Consider the following 19,341-nt stretch of genomic DNA (forward strand, 5'->3'; position numbering starts at 1 on the left):
GCCGCCCCGTATCACCGGTGCGGCCCTCGTTCATCATTCGGCTTCGCGGCGGATGCGGGCACCCACGGCGTTGAGTTTGAGTTCGATGCGTTCGTAGCCGCGGTCGAGGTGGTAGATGCGCTGCACATGGGTGGTGCCCCGCGCGGCAAGACCGGCAAGCACCAGCGAGGCACTGGCTCGAAGGTCGGAGGCCATGACCGGGGCGCCCGTGAGTCGCTTGACCCCGCGCACCACGGCGGAACGCCCGGAGATACGGATGTCGGCCCCCATGCGCACCAGTTCGAGAACATGCATGAAGCGGTTCTCGAAGATGTTCTCCTGCACCACGCTCGTTCCCTCGGCGAGGCACATGAGTGACATCACCTGCGCCTGCATGTCGGTGGGGAAGCCGGGGAAGGGCTGGGTGGTCACGTCCGTGCCGCGCAAGCCCCCGTTGCGGCGCTTCGCCAGCACGCCCTCGGATGTCTTCTCGATGTGCATCCCCATGGCATTGAGCTTGACGATGACGGCATCGAGTTCCTCCCACGGGCAACCGGTGAGCAGCAACTCGCCCCCGGTGATGCCCGCCGCCACGAGGAACGTACCGGCCTCGATGCGGTCGGGCATGATCGCGTACTCGCAACCATGCAGGCGCGGCACACCCTGAACGCGGATGACGCTGGTCCCGTGCCCTTCGATTTTCGCACCGCAGGCGATGAGGAAGCGGGCGAGGTCCACGACCTCGGGTTCGCGCGCGGCGTTCTCGAGGATGGTCTCGCCCTCGGCGAGGGTCGCCGCCATGAGCAGGTTCTCGGTGCCGCCCACGGTGGGGAAGTCGAAATAGATGTGCGCGCCCTTCAGCTTGCGGCAACGGCCTATGATGTAGCCTTCCTCAAGTTCGAACCGTGCGCCCATCTTCTCGAGCGCGGTGAGGTGCAGGTCGACGGGCCGTGCGCCGATGGCGCAGCCGCCGGGCAGGGCGACCCGCGCCTCGCCAAGGCGTGCCAGCAGCGGGCCGAGGCAGAGCACGGAGGCGCGCATGGTCTTGACCAGGTCGTACGGGGCTTCCGGCTTGAGGTCGCAGGGGCGCACGCTCACGGTGTCGCCCTCGAACTCCGCCGGGCAGCCGAGAATGCTCAGAAGCTTGTTGGTGGTATGAATGTCGCGCAGACGCGGCACGTTGGTGTAGGTGACGGGCTCCTCGGCGAGGATGGAGGCCATGAGGATGGGGAGTGCGGCGTTCTTGGAACCGCTGACGTTGATGGTGCCCGTCAGGGGCACGCCGCCCTCGATGACCAGTTTGTCCATGTGTGGTTTCCTTGCGATGGTCGTTCGGTGCTATGCTGAAAACGCTTGACCCCGTCGGGGGGCAAGGTGTATATGCCGTCTCTCGCTTGTGGCGGATGTAGCTCAGCAGGTAGAGCACCTGGTTGTGGCCCAGGTGGCCGTGGGTTCAAGTCCCATCATTCGCCCCATTCCAAGCGTCTTCAGGCCCTGTTTCACAGGGCCTTTTTTTGCGCCCTGTGCATGGCCCCGCGGATGCGAAGGCAAAAGGCCGCGCCAGAGCGCGCCTGCATCGCACGGCATTCCATGATGTACGGCTATGGGGTGCAGCATTGTCGCCTCGTGCATCCCTGACGTAAGGCGTGCAGGGGGAATGGCGGCACGCCGACGGGTCGCCGTGCCGCAGCGACGGAAGATACCTTGATGCCCTCCAAAACGAAAGCCCTGTGTGGGGCCAGATACGCGACAGGGCGTGAGTCGGGGCGTGATGCCCGAAGCCTCTCCGCACAAGCCCCCTGTATAACAGGGTGTTGCCCACGCAGTCCGGCGAGGGCGTCCTCTGAAAGCTTCGGCCATCCCTGCATACCGTAGGTGTCGGGCACCTCGGGTGGCGCGGCACGACACGCCAGACACGGCACATTGGCACCACACCATGACGCCCGTTCCCAGACCGGCAGCACCCTGACCGTCCCGGCATGGTCCCCATGGCGAAGGCGTCCGGTGAATGCTCTGGCAAACACTTCCGGCACCGTCGCTGCATTGCCATGGCTGCCGAAGCTGGCTAGAACAGCTAAGGCTTCACCCTTCAAGATGGCACACCGCTGGCGACCACGATGCAACGGGCAAGGTCGCCGCCTCTGCGGCGCTTCTTCGTCCGGGGCCTCACGCCCATGCGGGAATCACGCCCGGAGCCTCCCAAGCCTGCCAGCCCGTGAACCGCGTGGAGCAGACATCGACATCCCCAGCGAGGAGACCATGCGCTACAGACTCGTCTCATGGAACGTCAACGGCTTCAGGGCCGTCAGCAGCAAGCCCGAATGGAACTGGTTCTCCACCACCACGGCGGACGTGGTGGCCCTGCAGGAGACGAAGGCCGACCCCGCACAGGTGGGCGAGGAGCACCGTTCCCCTGATGGATGGCATGCGTGGTGGCTGCCCGCCACCGTCAAGAAGGGCTATTCGGGCGTGGCGGTCTTCAGTCGCCACACGCCCCTCGATGTGGCCTACGACCTGCCCGACGAACGCTTCCGCGGCGAGGGGCGCTGCCTGCACCTCACCTTCCCGGAGTTCCACTTCTTCAACATCTACTTCCCCAACGGGGGCATGGGCGAAGAGCGTCTGCGCTACAAGATGGGCTACTACGAGGCCTTTCTCGAACACGCCGAAACCCTGCGACGCGACAGGCCCATCGTGGTTTGCGGCGACTTCAACACCGCGCACAGGCCCATCGACCTTGCGCGCCCCAAGGAGAACGAGACGGTCTCGGGCTTTCTCCCTGAAGAGAGGGCGTGGATGGACCGCTTCGTGGCGGCGGGCTATGTGGATACGTTCCGGCATGTGCGGGGCGACGAGGCCGACCGGTACTCGTGGTGGTCGTACAAGACGCGCGCCCGCGCCCGTAATGTGGGGTGGCGCATCGACTACTTCTTCGTCTCCGAAGAGTTGCGCGGGGCCGTGCGCGATGCGTGGATAGAGATGGACGTGATGGGTTCGGACCACTGCCCCGTGGGTCTTGAACTGGAAGTCTGACCCACCCCCGACTCACCGGCCTTGTCAGGCGCACCGTCACGCACCCGACGTACCGGGTGCCTCGGCAACCTGCCTGCCGTGCAGCCCCGCCCGCCTGCAGCATACCCCGCCCCCGACAAGGGAAACGTGGGACAGCCAGGGGATGCACTCGGGCGTCACGGAACACGCCGCACAGCCTTCACGGCGAGACGGGACACCCCGCCCAGACGGAAAATGAAGCGGCACGCCCCCATACCGGGAAGGCGTGCCGCACATGCTCCTGTTAACGGGCGTCGCTTTGGGCAGGTGCGGGGACGAGGGCCGCATTCAGGGCGGCGTCGAGTGCCTCGACAAGGTCGGGGGCGATGTCCGGGTTGCCGTTGAGCAAGCGCACCACATCGGTCACCTTCGCCCCCGGCTGCACCGGAAGCCCCATCTCGCGCGCAAGGCGCAGCAATTCTTCAAGTCTCTCCTGCATATCGCATACCTCTTTCTCGGTATCCCGCCTGCGGGGCCATCGGTCTGCCGCAGGCAAGCCTTTGGCATAGCCTCGGTTCCGACGAAATGCAAACCATGCCCCGCTGGTTTGGCACTCAACCAGATTTGACAGCCATGACGGTATGGTACAAGGTGCATGATGCCGGAAAACGTCGGCTTCCGACACCTCTGGCGATGATACGATGACACCCTCGCAGCCGGGTGCCGAACCCGCTTGCGTACCATCTTCAGCAGGAGGCGATGCATGGCTTCCCTTCCCCCTGTCGGCAAGACGGGAACAACGCGCTACGACGGCCTCTTCGACGTGGTGCAGATGCTCTCGGGGGCGTTTCTCGCCCTGTTCGTGTGTATGCACATGGTCTTCCTCTCCAGCGTACTCTTCGGCGCGGGGGCCATGGACGGGCTTTCCGCACTCTTCGAAGCCGTCCATGCCGAAGCCGTGGGCGGTGCCATCGTCGTTGCGGCCTTCGTGGCGCACATCGTCGCGGTAGGGCGCAAGATTCCCTTCCGCATGGCGGAATCGATCGTCATGTACCGCCACGCCCGGTTGTTGCACCACGCCGACACATGGCGATGGGTCGTACAGGTGCTGACGGCGCTGGTCCTGCTGCTCATGGTCACCGTGCACATGTGGGAAGGGTTCATGGTCATGCCCGTGGCGGCGGGTACCAGTGCGGTTCGTGTGCAGCACGGGCCGTGGGGTTTCTTCTACCTCGCCCTGCTTCCGGTGCTGGTGCTGCACCTCGCCATCGGCGTGTGGCGACTCTCGGTCAAGTGGGGCGCGCTCGCATCAGCCGCGCGGCCCAAGGCCCGCCGCTGGGAACGCTGGTTCATCGGGGCCTTTCTGGGTCTCGCCCTGCTCACCCTCCTGCGTCTGTGGACGCTGCCCCTCTAGGAGAATCCGATGCAGATACTTCATACCGACCTTCTGTGCATCGGGGCGGGCCTCGCCGGAGAACGCTGTGCCATCGAGGTGGCAGGGGCCGGACATTCCGTGGTGTGCATAAGCCTCGTGCCCGCGCGCCGTTCGCATTCGGTGGCGGCGCAGGGCGGCATGCAGGCGGCCCTCGGCAACGCCATCATGGGCGACGGAGACAGCCCCGACGTCCATTTCGCCGACACGGTCAAGGGTTCCGACTGGGGGGCCGACCAGGAGGTGGCCCGCATGTTCGTCGAGGCAGCCCCCATCGAGATGCGACGCCTCGCCCACTGGGGCGTACCGTGGAACCGGGTTGTGGCGGGGACGCACACCTACTGGAAGGGCGGCAAACCCTTCGAGGCCACAGAGAAGACCGAGAACCACGGGCTCATCCACTCCCGCGCCTTCGGCGGTACGGCCAAGTGGCGCACCTGCTACGCCTCCGACGGGGCGGGCCACGCCGTGCTCTACACCATGGACAACCGTGCCGCCCAACTGGGCGTCACAGTGCATGACAGGTCGGAGGCGGTGTCGCTCATCCACGACGGGCACACCTGCTTCGGCGCCGTGGTGCGCTGCCTGCGGACGGGTGCGCTGCGCGCCTATCTCGCACGGGCCACGCTCATCGCCTCGGGCGGGTACGGGCGCATCTACCGCGCCTCCACCAACGCCATCATCTGCGAAGGCACGGGCCTCTCCATCGCCCTCGATACCGGCGTGGTACCCCTCGGCAACATGGAGGCCGTGCAATTCCACCCCACGGGCACCGTGCCCACCGACATCCTCGTCACCGAAGGCTGCCGGGGCGACGGCGGCACACTCCTCGACCGCGAGGAGTACCGCTTCATGCCCGACTACGAGCCGGACAAGGCCGAACTCGCCTCTCGTGACGTCGTGTCGCGCCGCATGATCGAACACATGCGCAAGGGACTCGGCGTGGAAGGGCCCTATGGCGAACACCTGTGGCTCGACATCCGCCACCTCGGTGAAGCCCACATCCGCACCAAGCTGCGCGAGGTGGACGAAATCTGCCAGAACTTCCTCGGCATCGACCCCCTGTACCAGCTCATCCCCGTGCGGCCCACGCAACACTACAGCATGGGCGGCGTACGCACCGACAAGACCGGCGCGGCCTACGGCCTCGCCGGACTGTTCAGCGCCGGTGAATCGGCCTGCTGGGACCTGCACGGCTTCAACCGGCTTGGCGGCAACTCCCTTGCCGAGACGGTGGTGGCTGGCGGCATCGTCGGACGCAACATCGCCGCCTTCCTCGACGGCTACGACGTGAGCTTTCCCACCGCGCCCGTCCGCGAAGCCCTCAAGCGTGCCGAAGAGCGCGTCGTGCGCCTCATCGCGGGCAGCGACGGCAAGGAGAGCGTCTACGCCGTCCGCGAGGCCATGTACGACGTGCTGGAGAAGGCCGCCTACGTCTTCCGCAACGGCACCGACCTCGCATGGGGTGTGCGTGAACTCGAGGCCCTGCAGGAGAGGGCCGCGCACATCGGCCTGAAGAGCTCCGGTTCCGGGGCCAACGCCGAACTCGCCCTCGCCCTGCGCCTGCCCGGCATGGTGCGCCTCGCCCAGTGCGTCTGCCACGGGGCGCTCGAGCGCACCGAAAGCCGCGGTTCGCACTGCCGCGAAGACTATCCAGAACGCAACGACCGCGACTGGCTGAACCGCACCCTCGCCACATGGCAGGAGGGGGCCACCCTGCCCACGCTGACCTATGAACCCGCGACCGCCGTCTTCGAACTGCCCCCCGGCGACAGGGGCTACGGCGGCGGAAAAGTCATCGCCGCCACCACTTCCGAGGAGGCCGTCTAGCCATGGGCCGCACGCTCGTCTTCAACATCTTCCGCCACGACCCGCAGGATGCCGTCTCCACACCGCGCATGGACACGTTCAGGTTGCAGGAGACCGACCGGATGACGCTGTTCATCGCCCTGCACCGCCTGCGCGAGGAACAGGACCCGTCACTCAAGTTCGACTTCTGCTGTCGCGCCGGGGTCTGCGGCTCATGCGCCATGGTCATCAACGGGCGTCCGGGGCTGGCCTGTCACACCAAGACCCGCGACCTGCCCGACACCATCACGCTGCTACCGCTGCCCGTCTTCAAGCTGGTAGGCGACCTCGCCGTGGATACGGGCACATGGTTCCGCGCCATGTACCAGCGCACCGAATCGTGGGTGCACACCTCCGTGCCCTTCGATGAACATGCAGCCGAAGCGCGCATGGAGAATGAGACCGCCAACGCCATCTACGAACTCGACCGCTGCATCGAATGCGGTTGCTGCGTGGCGGCGTGCGGTACCGCCAACATGCGGCCCGACTTCCTCGCCCCGGCGGGCTTCCTGCGCGTGGCGCGCTTTCTGGCCGACCCGCGCGACGAACGAGACCTCAACGCCTATTACGAACTCATCGGCACCGAGGACGGCATCTTCGGCTGCATGGGGCTGCTTGCCTGCGAAGACGTCTGCCCGAAGCACCTGCCGCTGCAGAACCAGCTTGGCTACCTGCGACGCAAACTGGGCATAACCGCCATCCGCCGCTTGCTGCCCTTCGCGAAATAGGCGAAACCACAGGGCGCGCCGTCGCGGCGCAACACGCGGGTGACGCATCGCCCGCACAGACGTTTCGGACACCATGACGCCACGGCGCATCCCGCCGTCATATGTCGTGCCGCCAGCGGCATCCGGTGCATCAAGCGGCACCGGGGCAGCCCGCAGCGAGAGGGCGCAGTGACCGGATGGCGCAAGGCGTCGCCGTGGCGTAGACTCCGTCGCCCGTCCGCCCTGTGGATTGTGACAGATTCGGCCAGAAGCGCAGGGAATCGCGGGGAGTAGCCGGAAGGTCACTCACCCGACACGAAGCCCGCACTGCCGGGCACGATGCCGTCCTGCATGAAGCTTTTTCCGGGGCGAGGCGGCGCACGCAGACTGCCAGCAAGGAGCGAACATGCGGAAGATTCCCGCCAAGGATGTCATCGAGGCGGTGGCCCGCCTTTGTACCGGGTGCAATCATCACCTGCCGGGTGATGTGCGCGCGGCCTTCGAACGCGCCCACGCCGCCGAAACGGACGACGTACCCCGCGAGGTGTTCCGGCAACTGCTGGAGAATGCCGACCTCGCTGCCAACTCCGCCCTACCCCTGTGTCAGGACACGGGCCTTGCGGTCTTCTTCGTGGAGATGGGCGAGGGATGCCGGGTCGACGGACTCGCCCTGCGCGAGGCCATCACCGAAGGCGTACGGAAGGGCTACGGCGAAGGCCACCTGCGCAAGTCGTCGTGCGACCCCTTCTCCCGCGCCAACACGGGCGACAACACCCCCGCCATCATCCATATCGACCTCGTCCCCGGCGACAGGCTGCACATCGCCTTCATGGCCAAGGGGGGAGGCAGCGAGAACATGTCGCGCGTGACGATGCTTGCCCCCGCACAGGGTTGGAAGGGCATTCGCGACTTCGTGGTACGTCGCGTGGCCGAAGCGGGCCCCAACCCCTGCCCCCCGGTGCTGGTGGGCGTGGGCGTGGGCGGTACCTTCGAATATGCCGCCATGCTTTCCAAGAAGGCCCTGCTGCGTAACGTGGATGATGTCCACCCCGATGCAGCCCTTGCCGCACGTGAGGCTGAACTTCTCGATGCCATCAACGCTCTCGGCATCGGCCCCATGGGACTTGGCGGCCGCACCACCTGTCTTGCCGTGAAAATGGCCGTGGCCCCGTGCCATCTTGCCAGCCTGCCGCTGGCCGTGAACATCCAGTGCCATTCGGCCCGCCACGGGGAGGTGACGCTCTGATGCCCGTCCATCACCTGACGACCCCTCTCACCGACACCGCCGTGGACGCACTGCGCAGCGGTGACGTGATATTGCTCTCCGGCACCATCTACACCGCCCGTGACGCAGCCCACCGCCGCCTGTGCGACGCCCTCGACAGGGGCGAACAGCCGCCCTTCGACCTGCGGGGGGCCGTCATCTACTACGTGGGGCCCAGCCCCGCCCCGCCCGGACATCCCATCGGGGCGGCAGGCCCGACCACCAGCTACCGCATGGACAGCTACGCGCCGCGCCTGCACGCGCTGGGACTCAAGGCCACCATCGGCAAGGGGCGACGTCACGCCACGGTGCGCAAGGCCCTCTCCGAACATACCGCCGTCTACTTCGGTGCCACCGGGGGCGCAGGCGCGCTTCTGGCGCAGCGCATCACCGCCGCGCGGGTCATCGCCTACGACGACCTCGGCCCCGAGGCCATCCGTGAACTGACCGTGCAGGACTTTCCGCTGCTGGTCATCAACGACGCCCACGGGGGCGAGTTGTACGTGACCCCGCAGTTGCCCGAAGGGGACTAGCAGCCGACACCGCACGGACGCACGACAACAGGACAAGCGAAGCCCCTGACCGCATGGCAGGGGCTTTTCCTCTGGCAGACTCTCAGGGCCGGGTCTCACGGCGACGTCACGCGATACCGGGTGCAGGCAGGGGCAACCGGGGATGGCCGAAGGCAGGCGCAGGCACGCGGGGCAACCGGATGCCGACGGAGTCGCTGCCTCAAGGCGGCGGCAACGCAAGGCAGGCAACGCAGGCTATACGATGGGCAGGGCTACACGCGATATCAGGGGTCTGTCCCGTCACACCCCGAAGGGTCGACACCTTCACGCGCGAGAAGACTGCAGGCCGTCTCATTGAATCTATCGAGGAAGCCCGGATGCGCCTCGAGATACGCCTTCGAGAAATAGACCCCCACCGGCTTGTCCACATAGGGCACGAGGCGGTATCGCCCTAGCAGGCCGCGCCGCGAAAGCTCTTCGCGGATACCGAGGTGCCCGCCCAGTGCGGCGTCGATGCGCCCGGCATCGAGAAAGGAGATGAGGGCCTCGTAATCATCCGGCGGGACGGGGCTGACCCGGAAACCACCCGACTCCAGCCATGCCTGCATGTTCGACCCCTTGAAGGCCGAGACACGGGCCTCGGCCATGAAAGCCGCCGTCCCGGGTTCGAAGCTGCTGTCCTTGGGCAACGCCCAGGTCCAGCGCTGTGCGGCGAGAGGGGTCGAAAGAACCAGCGAGATGTCGCGCCGTTCGGACTGCGACGCAGCAAAGAAGCCATCCGCGTGGCCGGAAAGGGTCATGGCCTGCGCCCGTTTCCATGGATACGGCTTTATCGTGAACGCAACGCCCATCTGCTGCAGCACCTTGCGCACGATGTCCGTCACCGTCCCCTCCACTGCCCCCCCGGACGTCACCACCACATAGGGAGGCTGATGTTCGGTGACAAGCCGCAGCACATCAGCCCCCTGCGCCGCCGCCCACGAAGGCAAGACAAGCAGCACCACGCCCGCAAGAAGCAGACTGGCAAGGCAGCATCGCATGGCGCGCAGGGCCGTTTCGGGTCTCACTCTTGGCATGGCCCAGCATAACAGGCTCACGGCAGGCCTTCAAACGATTAGAATCACGGATGCCCTCGCAAGCAGTGTTGCCCCTCCCCGTGCGACTGGCACTTGCTTTCGCCTTCGGGCTTGGCTACGAGTCGACCATGGGTCGTGATGCATCCACTCCATGCGCGCCTCGCGTCGTCCTGCGCCTATGCCGGGACATGGGCAGACGCCTGCACCGCTACCTGTTCAGGGTGGCCCCCCTGCCGCACGCCACAGGCGGGGCTTCGGCTGTCATCGGCACCGGGCTGCTGACTGCGGGACTCGACATCCTCTCCGAAGGGGCTGCCGTCGCATGGGCCTGTCTGCTGCCAGCCACGGGCTGGTACGGGCTTGCCCTGCTGTGCTGCGCCGACGGGTACAGCCGCTACCGCGAATACCAGAGACTCAAGCGCATCTTCGGTCGCCGGGGGTATTCACCGCGGCTGCTGCGGCCCGTGGCCTCCTCCCGTTGCCAGCGTGACGCCGCCCTGCAAGCCGCCCACGACCTCGGACATGGCGAGTGCGCCCGGCGCTATTTCCGTTCGCTGGGCTACCGCTGGTACCATCTCCTGCCTGACAGGGTCGTCGACAACCCCCTCCGGTTCTTCGACATCGACTTCCTTCGCACCACGTTTCTCCCCAGCAGGAAGTAGCCGCCGCCCTTGAGACATGGTAGCCTGACAGCGTCCCGGACTCTCACGGACTCCCGCAGGCCCCAACAATGAGGACGAACATGCGGTACACCTATCAGCACCCCGACTTCGACGCCCCCGCCCTGCGTGCCGCGCCCCTGACCCGTTTCGCCCCCGGCCCCGCCGATGGCGTGGCCCCCGGCGGCTACCATGCCACATCCATCTTTCCCGAGTACCTGCACGTTGAACAGGGGCGCTGGGTACTCCTCGAACGCTCGCGCATGGACTGCGTCATACGCCAGAATCCCGACGGCACGCTGGAAGTCGTCGAATTCCGCAGGCTCAAGGCGGGCGACCTCGTGGCCCTCGGGCGCGGTGAACACGCCGAAGAGGGCATCCTCGTGCACCCTGCCGGATTCTCCGCGTCGGCATCCGACGAAGAGACCGGACCGGACGCGACACCCCGTGCGCCGACCTCGCCCCCGTGCGGGCGCTGCGGCGACGCCTCCGTCCCGGCGTCCGCCGTGCCCCCCGGGTCTCCCGCGTCCACACAGGAACAGCCCTTCGCCTTTCGCACCGGCATCAGCCGCGAGACGTCGTTCTCCATCGACTACGACACGCTCTATGAAATCCTGCGCCATGACCGGGAGAACGGATTCATCGTGTGGGTGGCGGGGCCTGCTGTGGTCTTCGACGCCGACGCCCGCAACGCCTTCGCCAGCCTTGTCGAACAGGGCTATGTCCACGCCCTGCTTGCCGGAAACGCCCTCGCCACGCATGACATGGAAGGCGCACTCTACGGTACGGCGCTTGGACAGGGCATCTACCACAAACGACAGGCACCCATGGGGCACTATCACCACCTCGACTGCATCAACGCAGTGCGCGAGGCGGGCGGCATCGCCGCCGCCGTGCGCTCCGGACTCATCCGCGACGGTGTGATGCATGCGGTGGTGAAGTACGGCGTTCCCTTCGTGCTGGCGGGTTCCATCCGCGACGACGGCCCACTGCCCGATGTCATCCCTGACGTCTATGACGCGCAGGACGCCATGCGCCAGCTGGTGTCACGCGCAACCACGGTGGTGGCGCTTGCGACCCAGTTGCACACCATCGCCACAGGCAACATGACGCCGTCGTATCAGGTACTCGAAGACGGCGGGGTACGCCCCGTGCACTTCTTCGTCGTGGACATGTCCGAATTCGCCGCGGGCAAGCTGGCCGACCGTGGTTCGCTTTCGGCACGTGCCATTCTCACCAACGTGCAGGACTTCGTTGTCAACGTCACCCGCGCCCTTTCCCCGTCGAAACCCCTTCCGCGCACGCAGGAGAATGCGTGCCCGAAAGGGGCTGAACCTGCGAAATAATCCGCTTCCGAAACCATTCTCCAAGGTGTACGGTCATACTACTGTTTTATAGGGCACCGCCCGCTACAGATACCCGTATGTAGTACAGCCGCACGCCATTGCTGGCTCTTTTCCGGAGGTCGGGTCCATGGCCGTATCGCCAGATGGCCCCATGAGCCTTTACGGGCTTCTCGCGCCCCATCTGCCAGCACTGGTTCCGGCGGTCCTGCTGGCCTGCCTTTGCGTCTGCATCGTGCTCATCGCACGCTTGCGTCGGCAGGTCGGGGCGGCACGCCATGAGAACGACCTGCTCAAGGCCATGCGCATTGCCTCGCCTGTGCCGCTGTGCGTCAAGGACGTCCATGGCAGGTATCTCGGCTGCAACCATGCCTTCGAACTGCTCTTCGGCGTGCGCGAGGCCGACATCCTCGGAGGCACGGCCGCCGGGGTGCTGCCCCAGCCCCTCGCTGCCGGCGAATCCGCAGCCGAAGAGAACATGGCCCGATTCGGCACCTCACGCCAGACCTTCATGAGCGCCTATGAGTCACCGGGTGGCCCGGCCCTTGTCCTGCAAGTGGATTGCGCCACTTGGCGCGACGCCTCCGGCGTGCACAAGGGGCAGGTCAACGCCTACGCGGACATCACCCCCCTCAAACGGGCAGAGGCGGCCCTGCACGAAAGCGAAGCCCGCAACCGCATGCTGGTGGAAGAGGCGCCCATATCCATCATGAGCTTCGACGCGGCAGGACACATCACCTTCGTCAACAAGTGGCACCTGCGTGTCTTCTGCCGCCACAGGGTCGACGCGGGCTTCTTCATCGGACGCAGGCTCGACGCCTTGCCCGGCCTTGCGCGCGCGGGACTGTGCGAAAGGGTCGCCCGTGTCCTGCATGGTGAAGAACTGGCCATCCGCGAAGTGTACTTCCCCGAATTCACGGGAGGGCATGACGGCTGGGCCAGCATCCGCGGGGTCCCGATACACCGCGACGGTCAGATCGTGGGCGGCATCCTCATCCGCGAAGACATCACCGAACGCAAACGCATGGAGGAGGTTCTTCGCCAGCGCGAGGCGCTCGTCTCATCCATGCTGCGCAACCTGCCCATCGACTTCTGGGCGGCTGACGGGGAAGGCAGGATGTTGATGCAGAGCGACGAGAGCGTCCGCGTGTGGGGGCACCTGCCCTCCGGCGTGGAACCTCTCACCGGTTCACCGCTCCAGTGGCGCAACTCCGACAGGTTCGAGCCCCGGGTCTTCGCGGGCGAGACGGTCGAGCGCGAGATCGACGTGGCGCTCCCCTCCGGGCAGATGCGCACCTTCAACGTCATCGCGGCCCCGGTGCGCTTGCAGGGCGGCATCACCGCCATGCTGCGGGTGAACCTCGACGTCACAGAACGCAAGCGCGTCCTCGCCGAACTGCGCACCGCCCGTGACGCCGCGGAGGCTGCCAACAAGGCCAAGTCCGAGTTCCTTGCCCACATGAGCCACGAACTGCGCACGCCCCTCAACGGCGTCATGGGCATGTTGCAGCTTCTCGACGAGCATGTCGCCGCACCGCAGGGCCGCGCATGGCTCGACGTGGCCCTTGAATCCAGTCGCGCGTTGTTGCGCATCCTCAGCGACATTCTCGACTTGTCGCGCATCGAGGCGGGAAGGCTTGACCTCATGCAGGAGCCGTTCACCCCGGAATCCGTGCTTGCCCCGGTCTTGGTCTCGCTCCATCGCACGGTCGAAGGCCGGGCAGTACGCATCGTGAACGAGATGGACGACTCCATGCCGCCGGTGCTCGTGGGCGACCCGGGTCGCATCAGGCAGGTGCTGCTCAACCTGCTGGGCAACGCCGCCAAGTACACCGAACGCGGGGAAGTGCGGGTCGGGATGCGTGTCCTGCGCCGCAACGGCAAGGCGTTGCGGGTGCACCTGCATGTCACCGATACGGGGGTGGGCATCGCCGATGAACAGTTGCAACGCGCTCTCGAACCCTTCGGCAGACTCCGTCAGGGTTCGGGTCTGCCTCGCGGGGTGGGACTGGGCCTGCCCATCGTGGTGCGCCTTGTGCGCCTCATGGGCGGGACGCTGTGCATCGCCTCCGAACAGGGCGTCGGCACCGAAGTGCACGTGACCCTGCCCCTTCTCGAGGCAGACGCCGGTGCGGTACCGGTGGCACCGGACGTGGACGAAGCCGGAGGCATATGCTCCTTCGCGGCCTTCCGCTGTGCGGGAGTGGTGCCCGAGGCGGACCGCCTTGCCCCCGGCGAAGCCCCTTCCCCGGCGGTGCGCCATGTCCTGCTTGTGGAGGACGACCCCGTCAACCTCATGGCCGCCAGACGGATGCTCGAAAGGCTGGAATGCAAGGTGACGACGGCGACGTGCGGGCAGGAGGCCCTGAACGCATTGCGCTCTTCCGTCTTCGATGCCGTGTTCATGGACATCCAGATGCCCGACTTCGATGGCATAGAAGCCTTGCGCCGTATGCGGGCCAAGGGCAGCGGCGTGCTGCGCCCGCAGACGCCGGTGGTCGCCATGACCGCCTTCGCCATGAAGGGCGACCGCGAGCGCTTCATGACCGAAGGCATGGCCGACTACGTGTCCAAGCCCGTGCTCATCTCCGCCCTCAAGGATGTGCTGGAGAGGCTTGCCGTCACGTCCCCCGGTACCTCCCGCACATAGCCACCCCGACAGGCTGCGCCCCGGCACATCGGGGAGGCGGACGCCTGCGTCCGTGCACTCCATTGCTGCCACATCCCCCGGACGGCATGACGCGGGGCACCCCGACAGGCCAGGTGCATCATCTCCGCACACCCTCGCTGCCCTTTTCCGTCGCCCCCTGTCATCCGCAGCCCGGGCCATGCAGAAGGGGCCGCCCTTGCGGGCGGCCCCTTGCAATCCGTCATACCGACCCGACACGTTTTCGCGCAGGTCGGGCATGTCTAGTAGGCGTTGTCCATCTTGAGGTCCTCGTCGGTCACCTTGTGGGAGAACACCGAGTACACCCAAGCCTGGTAGGCGATGACGATGGGCACGAAGATGGCGACCACGCCCAGCATGATCTTCAGCGTCAGTGGGCTCGAGGCCCCATTGTAGATGCTCACGTGTGCGGCGGGGTCCATGCTGGAGGGCAGCAGGTTGGGGAACATGCCCAGCACGCCGAAGAAGGTGACGGAGATGATGAACAGGGCGCTGAACACCCACGCCAGAACCACCGAGTCGGACGAGAGGAGGAACCTGATGGTCAGCAGCGAGGCCACGGCCAGCACCGGGAAGATCATCAGCGGCGGGACCTTCGCGTAGTTGCTCCACAGCGTGGTGTAGGCGGCCGTCATGGCGAGGAACAGCACCGCAACACCCACCAGATAGGGCCACAGGGCCTTGGCGGTGCGTACGGCACGGGCGTGCAGGTCGCCTTGCGACTTGATGGCAAGCCACAGTGCGCCATGCAGCGAGAACATCAGCACGAAGAACACGCCTCCGGCCAGCCCGTAGGGGTTCAGCAGCAGAAGCAGGTTGCCGTGGTAGACACCGTCCTTGTCGATGGGGATACCCATGAACAGGTTGGCGAAGGCCACACCGAACAGCAGGGCGGGCACGAAGTTGCCGAGGAACTGGAAGACGTCCCACAGCTTGCGCCAGCCGGGGCTGTCGACCTTGTTGCGGAATTCGAAGGAGACGGCGCGCATGATGAGCGCGAAGAGCAACATGAGCAGCGGAGCGTAGAGCGCGCTGAACATCACGGCATAGGCCTTGGGGAACGCGGCGAAGGTCACACCGCCAGCGGTGATGAGCCACACTTCGTTACCGTCCCAGAAGGGCCCGGCGGAATTGTAGAGGGTGCGCCTCTCCACCTCGTTGCGGGTGACGAACGGAAGCAGGGTCCCCATGCCGAGGTCGAAACCGTCGAGCACGAAGTACACGGCCCACAGCAGACCCCAAAGAACGAACCATATGGTCTCGAGCATCGTTATGAACCTCTCGGTTGACGTTGGGCGACGCAGGTCATGCGCCTAAGCCTTGGGGCCCTTGATGGCGTATTTGCGCAGCAGGTAGATGTCGAGCACCCCGAGGAAGGTGTAGACCACCGTGAAGGCCAGCAACGACGTGGCTACAGAGGCGGCAGGCACGGGTGAGACCGCGTCGGTGGTGCGCATCAGCCCATGGACGATCCATGGCTGGCGTCCCACTTCGGCCACCGTCCACCCGGCCATGATGGCGATGTACGGCAGGGGAATGAGCCACGGCAGCACACGCAGCAGCCATGCCTTCTCTTCCGGACGCTTGCGCCACAGGTAGGCGAGACCCGCCACGATGGGAAAGAGCGTTCCGAGGCCCACCATGGCGCGGAAACTCAGGAAGGTGATGAGCACGGGCGGACGGTCTTCCTTGGGGAAGTCCTTGAGGCCCTTCACTTCGGCATCGGGGTCGTTGAAGGCGAGAACGCTGAGCAGCTTGGGAATGCCGATGGCCTGCACGAGGTTGCCCTCGTTCTTCTCGTCGGGCATGGCAAGCAGGTACATGGGAACGCCCTTGCCGGTCTCCCAGTGCGACTCCATGGCGGCGAGCTTGGCAGGCTGGATTTCGGCCACGGTGTTGCCATGACTATGCCCCTGCACGGCCACGAGGATGGCGAAGGCCAGCGTGAACGGGGCCGCGATGCGGAACGAGCGGCCGAAGAAGTCCATCTCGTTGCGGCGCAGCAGATGCCATGCCGAAACGCCCAGCACGAAGAAACCGCCGAGCATCCACGACGCGAAGATGGTGTGGAAGTACTGCCCCCACGCGAAGGGGTTCGAGAGCACGGTGAGGAAGTTGTCGAGTTCAGCACGACCGTTGCGGATGACGTAGCCCACGGGGTTCTGCATCCAGCCGTTGGCGATGATGATCCACAACGCCGACATGTTGGAGGCGAACGCCACCGCACAGATGGCGAAGAGGTGCACCTTCTTGCTCACCTTGTCCCAGCCGAAGGCCCAGACTGCGAGGAAGGTCGATTCGAGGAAGAACGCCAGCGTCGCCTCTATGGCAAGCAACGACCCGAAGATGTCGCCCACATATTCGGAGTAGCGCGACCAGTTCGTGCCGAACTGGAATTCGAGCGTGATGCCCGTGACCACCCCGAGGGCGAAGTTGATGAGAAAGAGCTTGCCCCAGAATTTGGCCATGCGCTTGTACACTTCTTCGCCGGTACGCACGTACAGCGCTTCCATGACCGCAAGCAGCACAGAGAGGCCCAGCGTGAGCGGCACGAAGATGAAGTGGAAGAAGACGGCTACCGCGAATTGCAGCCGTGACAGCATGACGACGTCCATACGCTCCCCCTTTGGCGGAATCCCGGCCGGGATGCCGTTGAGGTGTTACCGTGATACCTACAAGGAGCCCGGCCAGCCCGCCGTACGCTCCATAACAGCCAAAAGTAATGATTGCTGATAGCATTTTCCTGCTAACATGCAAGTACTTTTCAGCCTTTTCATGACTCTACGTGAATAGACAGACTATAGCACAGAAGCGTCAGCGTTGGCAGTAAGAAACTGTCACGACTGGGAAAGGTGCCCGGTCCGGATGACGGCGACTCGGGTGGCGCCATGCTGCACGTCTGGCATGTTCCCTCTTTGGACGCCGCCGACGTGCGGTTGTGCTTCGCGCAGGACGACAGGGCACCAGACATGGTGCCATACACTGCGAGGCAGGTGTTTGCCGGACGCCTGGCAGGACGCCTGCCGAGCACATGGCGGGCATACGTCTGGGAATGCATCTGCGACGAGAAACAAGGAAGGGGCGGAGGGGGTGTCGCAACCCTCTCCGCCCCGTTACGGCACTGTGCACGGCACTACGTGCATTCTTCAGGCGCAGCGATGTGCCCTAGCGATGGGCTTCGAGCTCCTTCAGGAACTCGGGGCGCACCTCGAAGCCGTTCTCCATGGCGAGGTCGGCGAACTTCACGGACTTGGCGAAGTCGCCAAGCTCGAAGTAGGCGAGGGCGAGGTTGTTGTAGGCCGGGCCGAAGGAGGGCTCCTTCTTGATGGCCTCGTTGCTGATGTTGATGCAGGCCTCGTAGTCGCCCTCCATGTAGAAGGCCGCGCCCATGGTGGCCATGGCCTGAATGAAGTCGGGCTGCCACTTGAGGGCCTTCTTGAGGGCCGCGATGGCCTTCTCGGGTTCACCGCGCTGCAGGTGCACGAAGCCGATGTTGCTCCACGCCACGGGGAACTTGGGACGCGACTGCGCGGCCTCTTCGTTGTAGCGCAGGCAGCCTTCGAGGTCGCCACGCTGGAGGCAGATGCCGCCAAGCTGCACATAGGCCTCGGCAAGGCGGGGTGAGTTGCGCACGGCGTTGAGGAACGACTCCTCGGCAGCCACGAAATCGCGCTTCGAAAGCAGGGCGAGACCGAGGTTGTAGTGGTGGTTCGCGCAGTTTTCGCTCTGGGCTATCTCGGCCCGCAGGTCGGCAATGTATTCGTCGAGGTCTTCATATCTGGCCTTCATCGACGTGGCCCTCCTTGAGCAGAAGCTTGTAGTACCAGATGCAGAAATCAAAGATTCCGCGGTACTTCTCGTCCTTGTTGATGATGCCGAGAGCGCTTTCGAGCGCACCACGGCCGTATTCGTTGGAGTAGTCCTTGACCTTGGAGCTTTGCAGAAATTCGCGGACGAGTTGCTGTGTCGTGCGCTTGGTCACGTCCTGCCGCAGTTCCATCGGGTCGTTGGGCTTCTGGAAGGGGTCCCAGTTTTCGTAGCCGATGCGGTCGATGAACTTGCGGCGGCGGGGGGCCATCTTCTCGTAGATGGCGCGCTTCTGCTCCTCCTCTTCGGGAGTGAGCACGCGCGGTGTACCGTCTCTGTAGATGGAGGCGGATATCATCAGTCGTCCCTCTTCGGCTTGCCGATGCCGAGGTAGGCGTCGTCGTAGCGGGTGAGAAGCGCCATGGAAACGGGCACATAGACCTGATGCAGTTCGCTGAAGCGGCTGCCCACGGCCACGGCTATCTCCTTGCTCAGGGCCGCGAGGCGGTCCTGAATCCTGTCCACGGCCACGGTGGGGTACTTCTCGCCAGCGCGGAAGGCCGTCTTGCCACAGGTGTGGCCCTTGCCCCCGATGGCGGTGGGAATGCCGTACAGGCGGCAGGTGATGGGCCGGTGCGCATACAGCACACAGGCGTCGCCCTCGCCAAGCAGCGGACAGCGGACGCGCTCACGGGCGGCCTCGGCGAGGATGTCCTCTGCCGGGCGGCCGTCTTCCGATTCGCGGTACATGCGACGCTTGATGCGGTAGGCGTGCCTGTCGGCGTCGCTCGCGCGTTCGAGCACAGCGGAGCGCTCGGGGCCGAAGTCGAAGGAAGCCGCGAACTTGCCGTTCAGATACATGGCCTCGACAAGGCTCAGGTCGAACATGGCATGGCAGCAGTCGCTACAGCCGAGACCGCAGGTCACGCAGTCGGGGTGCAGCGCACGGACGCGCTCGAACAGGGCGTCTGTCTCTGCCACGAGAGCCTCGTATTGTGCGAAGATGGCCGAAAGGTCGATGTTCATTGCGGTAGTTGCGCTCCTTGGGATGCGGC

17 protein-coding genes and 1 tRNA gene are annotated in these 19,341 nt (G+C 65.4%); 10 read left to right on the top strand and 8 right to left on the bottom strand.

Annotated elements, in window-relative coordinates; all coding sequences use genetic code 11:
• Positions 1 to 33 precede the first annotated feature (33 nt).
• Positions 34 to 1,287: a UDP-N-acetylglucosamine 1-carboxyvinyltransferase gene (murA, locus tag DVU_RS15330; RefSeq protein WP_010940516.1), complete on the bottom strand. Its 1,254-nt coding sequence runs from the start codon at positions 1,285 to 1,287 to the stop codon at positions 34 to 36.
• A 91-nt stretch (positions 1,288 to 1,378) separates the two neighbouring features.
• Here murA and DVU_RS15335 point away from each other — a divergent pair.
• A tRNA-His gene (locus DVU_RS15335) sits at positions 1,379 to 1,454 on the top strand.
• Between the two features lie 784 nt (positions 1,455 to 2,238).
• Entirely contained in the window at positions 2,239 to 3,012 is a 774-nt protein-coding gene (locus DVU_RS15340; RefSeq protein ID WP_010940517.1) for an exodeoxyribonuclease III, read from the top strand.
• 262 nt (positions 3,013 to 3,274) lie between these two features.
• Here the strand turns inward: DVU_RS15340 and DVU_RS15345 are convergent, their stop codons facing one another.
• Entirely contained in the window at positions 3,275 to 3,469 is a 195-nt protein-coding gene (locus tag DVU_RS15345; protein ID WP_014524635.1) for a hypothetical protein, read from the bottom strand.
• A 264-nt stretch (positions 3,470 to 3,733) separates the two neighbouring features.
• Here DVU_RS15345 and DVU_RS15350 point away from each other — a divergent pair, with 264 nt between their 5' ends.
• The 5 genes from DVU_RS15350 (at position 3,734) to DVU_RS15370 (ending at position 8,754) form a co-directional block, all read left to right on the top strand.
• On the top strand, positions 3,734 to 4,384 hold the full coding sequence (locus tag DVU_RS15350; RefSeq protein ID WP_010940519.1) for a succinate dehydrogenase/fumarate reductase cytochrome b subunit: 651 nt from the start codon (positions 3,734 to 3,736) through the stop codon (positions 4,382 to 4,384).
• Positions 4,385 to 4,393: 9 nt separating this feature from the next.
• On the top strand, positions 4,394 to 6,232 hold the full coding sequence (locus DVU_RS15355) for a fumarate reductase flavoprotein subunit (RefSeq protein ID WP_010940520.1): 1,839 nt from the start codon (positions 4,394 to 4,396) through the stop codon (positions 6,230 to 6,232).
• A 2-nt stretch (positions 6,233 to 6,234) separates the two neighbouring features.
• The gene (locus tag DVU_RS15360) at positions 6,235 to 6,978 is read left to right on the top strand and encodes a fumarate reductase iron-sulfur subunit (RefSeq protein WP_010940521.1); all 744 of its coding nucleotides are present in this window, start codon (positions 6,235 to 6,237) and stop codon (positions 6,976 to 6,978) included.
• Between the two features lie 385 nt (positions 6,979 to 7,363).
• Positions 7,364 to 8,203, top strand: a complete 840-nt coding sequence (locus DVU_RS15365) for a fumarate hydratase (protein WP_010940522.1) — start codon at positions 7,364 to 7,366, stop codon at positions 8,201 to 8,203.
• Entirely contained in the window at positions 8,203 to 8,754 is a 552-nt protein-coding gene (locus tag DVU_RS15370) for a Fe-S-containing hydro-lyase (protein ID WP_010940523.1), read from the top strand. The genes DVU_RS15365 and DVU_RS15370 overlap by 1 nt, the downstream gene beginning before the upstream one ends.
• 263 nt (positions 8,755 to 9,017) lie before the next feature.
• Here DVU_RS15370 and DVU_RS15375 read toward each other — a convergent pair whose 3' ends face one another.
• On the bottom strand, positions 9,018 to 9,809 hold the full coding sequence (locus DVU_RS15375) for a substrate-binding periplasmic protein (RefSeq protein WP_010940524.1): 792 nt from the start codon (positions 9,807 to 9,809) through the stop codon (positions 9,018 to 9,020).
• 80 nt (positions 9,810 to 9,889) lie between these two features.
• Here DVU_RS15375 and DVU_RS15380 point away from each other — a divergent pair, with 80 nt between their 5' ends.
• The 3 genes from DVU_RS15380 (at position 9,890) to DVU_RS15390 (ending at position 14,461) form a co-directional block, all read left to right on the top strand.
• Complete coding sequence (locus DVU_RS15380; protein WP_223294632.1) at positions 9,890 to 10,471, top strand: hypothetical protein; 582 nt, start codon at positions 9,890 to 9,892, stop codon at positions 10,469 to 10,471.
• Between the two features lie 80 nt (positions 10,472 to 10,551).
• The gene (locus tag DVU_RS15385) at positions 10,552 to 11,814 is read left to right on the top strand and encodes an ornithine cyclodeaminase family domain (protein WP_010940526.1); all 1,263 of its coding nucleotides are present in this window, start codon (positions 10,552 to 10,554) and stop codon (positions 11,812 to 11,814) included.
• 127 nt (positions 11,815 to 11,941) lie between these two features.
• A complete protein-coding gene (locus tag DVU_RS15390) occupies positions 11,942 to 14,461 on the top strand; it encodes a response regulator (protein WP_010940527.1) in 2,520 nt (839 codons plus the stop codon).
• A 260-nt stretch (positions 14,462 to 14,721) separates the two neighbouring features.
• Here DVU_RS15390 and cydB read toward each other — a convergent pair whose 3' ends face one another.
• The 5 genes from cydB to DVU_RS15415 form a co-directional block, all read right to left on the bottom strand.
• Entirely contained in the window at positions 14,722 to 15,747 is a 1,026-nt protein-coding gene (gene cydB / locus DVU_RS15395) for a cytochrome d ubiquinol oxidase subunit II (protein WP_010940528.1), read from the bottom strand.
• A gap of 45 nt (positions 15,748 to 15,792) precedes the next feature.
• Complete coding sequence (locus DVU_RS15400) at positions 15,793 to 17,094, bottom strand: cytochrome ubiquinol oxidase subunit I (protein ID WP_010940529.1); 1,302 nt, start codon at positions 17,092 to 17,094, stop codon at positions 15,793 to 15,795.
• A 550-nt stretch (positions 17,095 to 17,644) separates the two neighbouring features.
• A complete protein-coding gene (locus tag DVU_RS15405) occupies positions 17,645 to 18,268 on the bottom strand; it encodes a tetratricopeptide repeat protein (RefSeq protein ID WP_010940530.1) in 624 nt (207 codons plus the stop codon).
• Positions 18,252 to 18,644 (bottom strand): hypothetical protein, encoded by a 393-nt coding sequence (locus DVU_RS15410; protein ID WP_010940531.1) that lies wholly within the window; start codon positions 18,642 to 18,644, stop codon positions 18,252 to 18,254. Before DVU_RS15410 ends, DVU_RS15405 begins: the two co-directional genes overlap by 17 nt.
• On the bottom strand, positions 18,644 to 19,312 hold the full coding sequence (locus DVU_RS15415; protein ID WP_010940532.1) for a hypothetical protein: 669 nt from the start codon (positions 19,310 to 19,312) through the stop codon (positions 18,644 to 18,646). Before DVU_RS15415 ends, DVU_RS15410 begins: the two co-directional genes overlap by 1 nt.
• Positions 19,313 to 19,341 lie beyond the last annotated feature (29 nt).

The organism is Nitratidesulfovibrio vulgaris str. Hildenborough (genome assembly GCF_000195755.1).
GTDB classification, from domain to species: domain Bacteria; phylum Desulfobacterota; class Desulfovibrionia; order Desulfovibrionales; family Desulfovibrionaceae; genus Nitratidesulfovibrio; species Nitratidesulfovibrio vulgaris.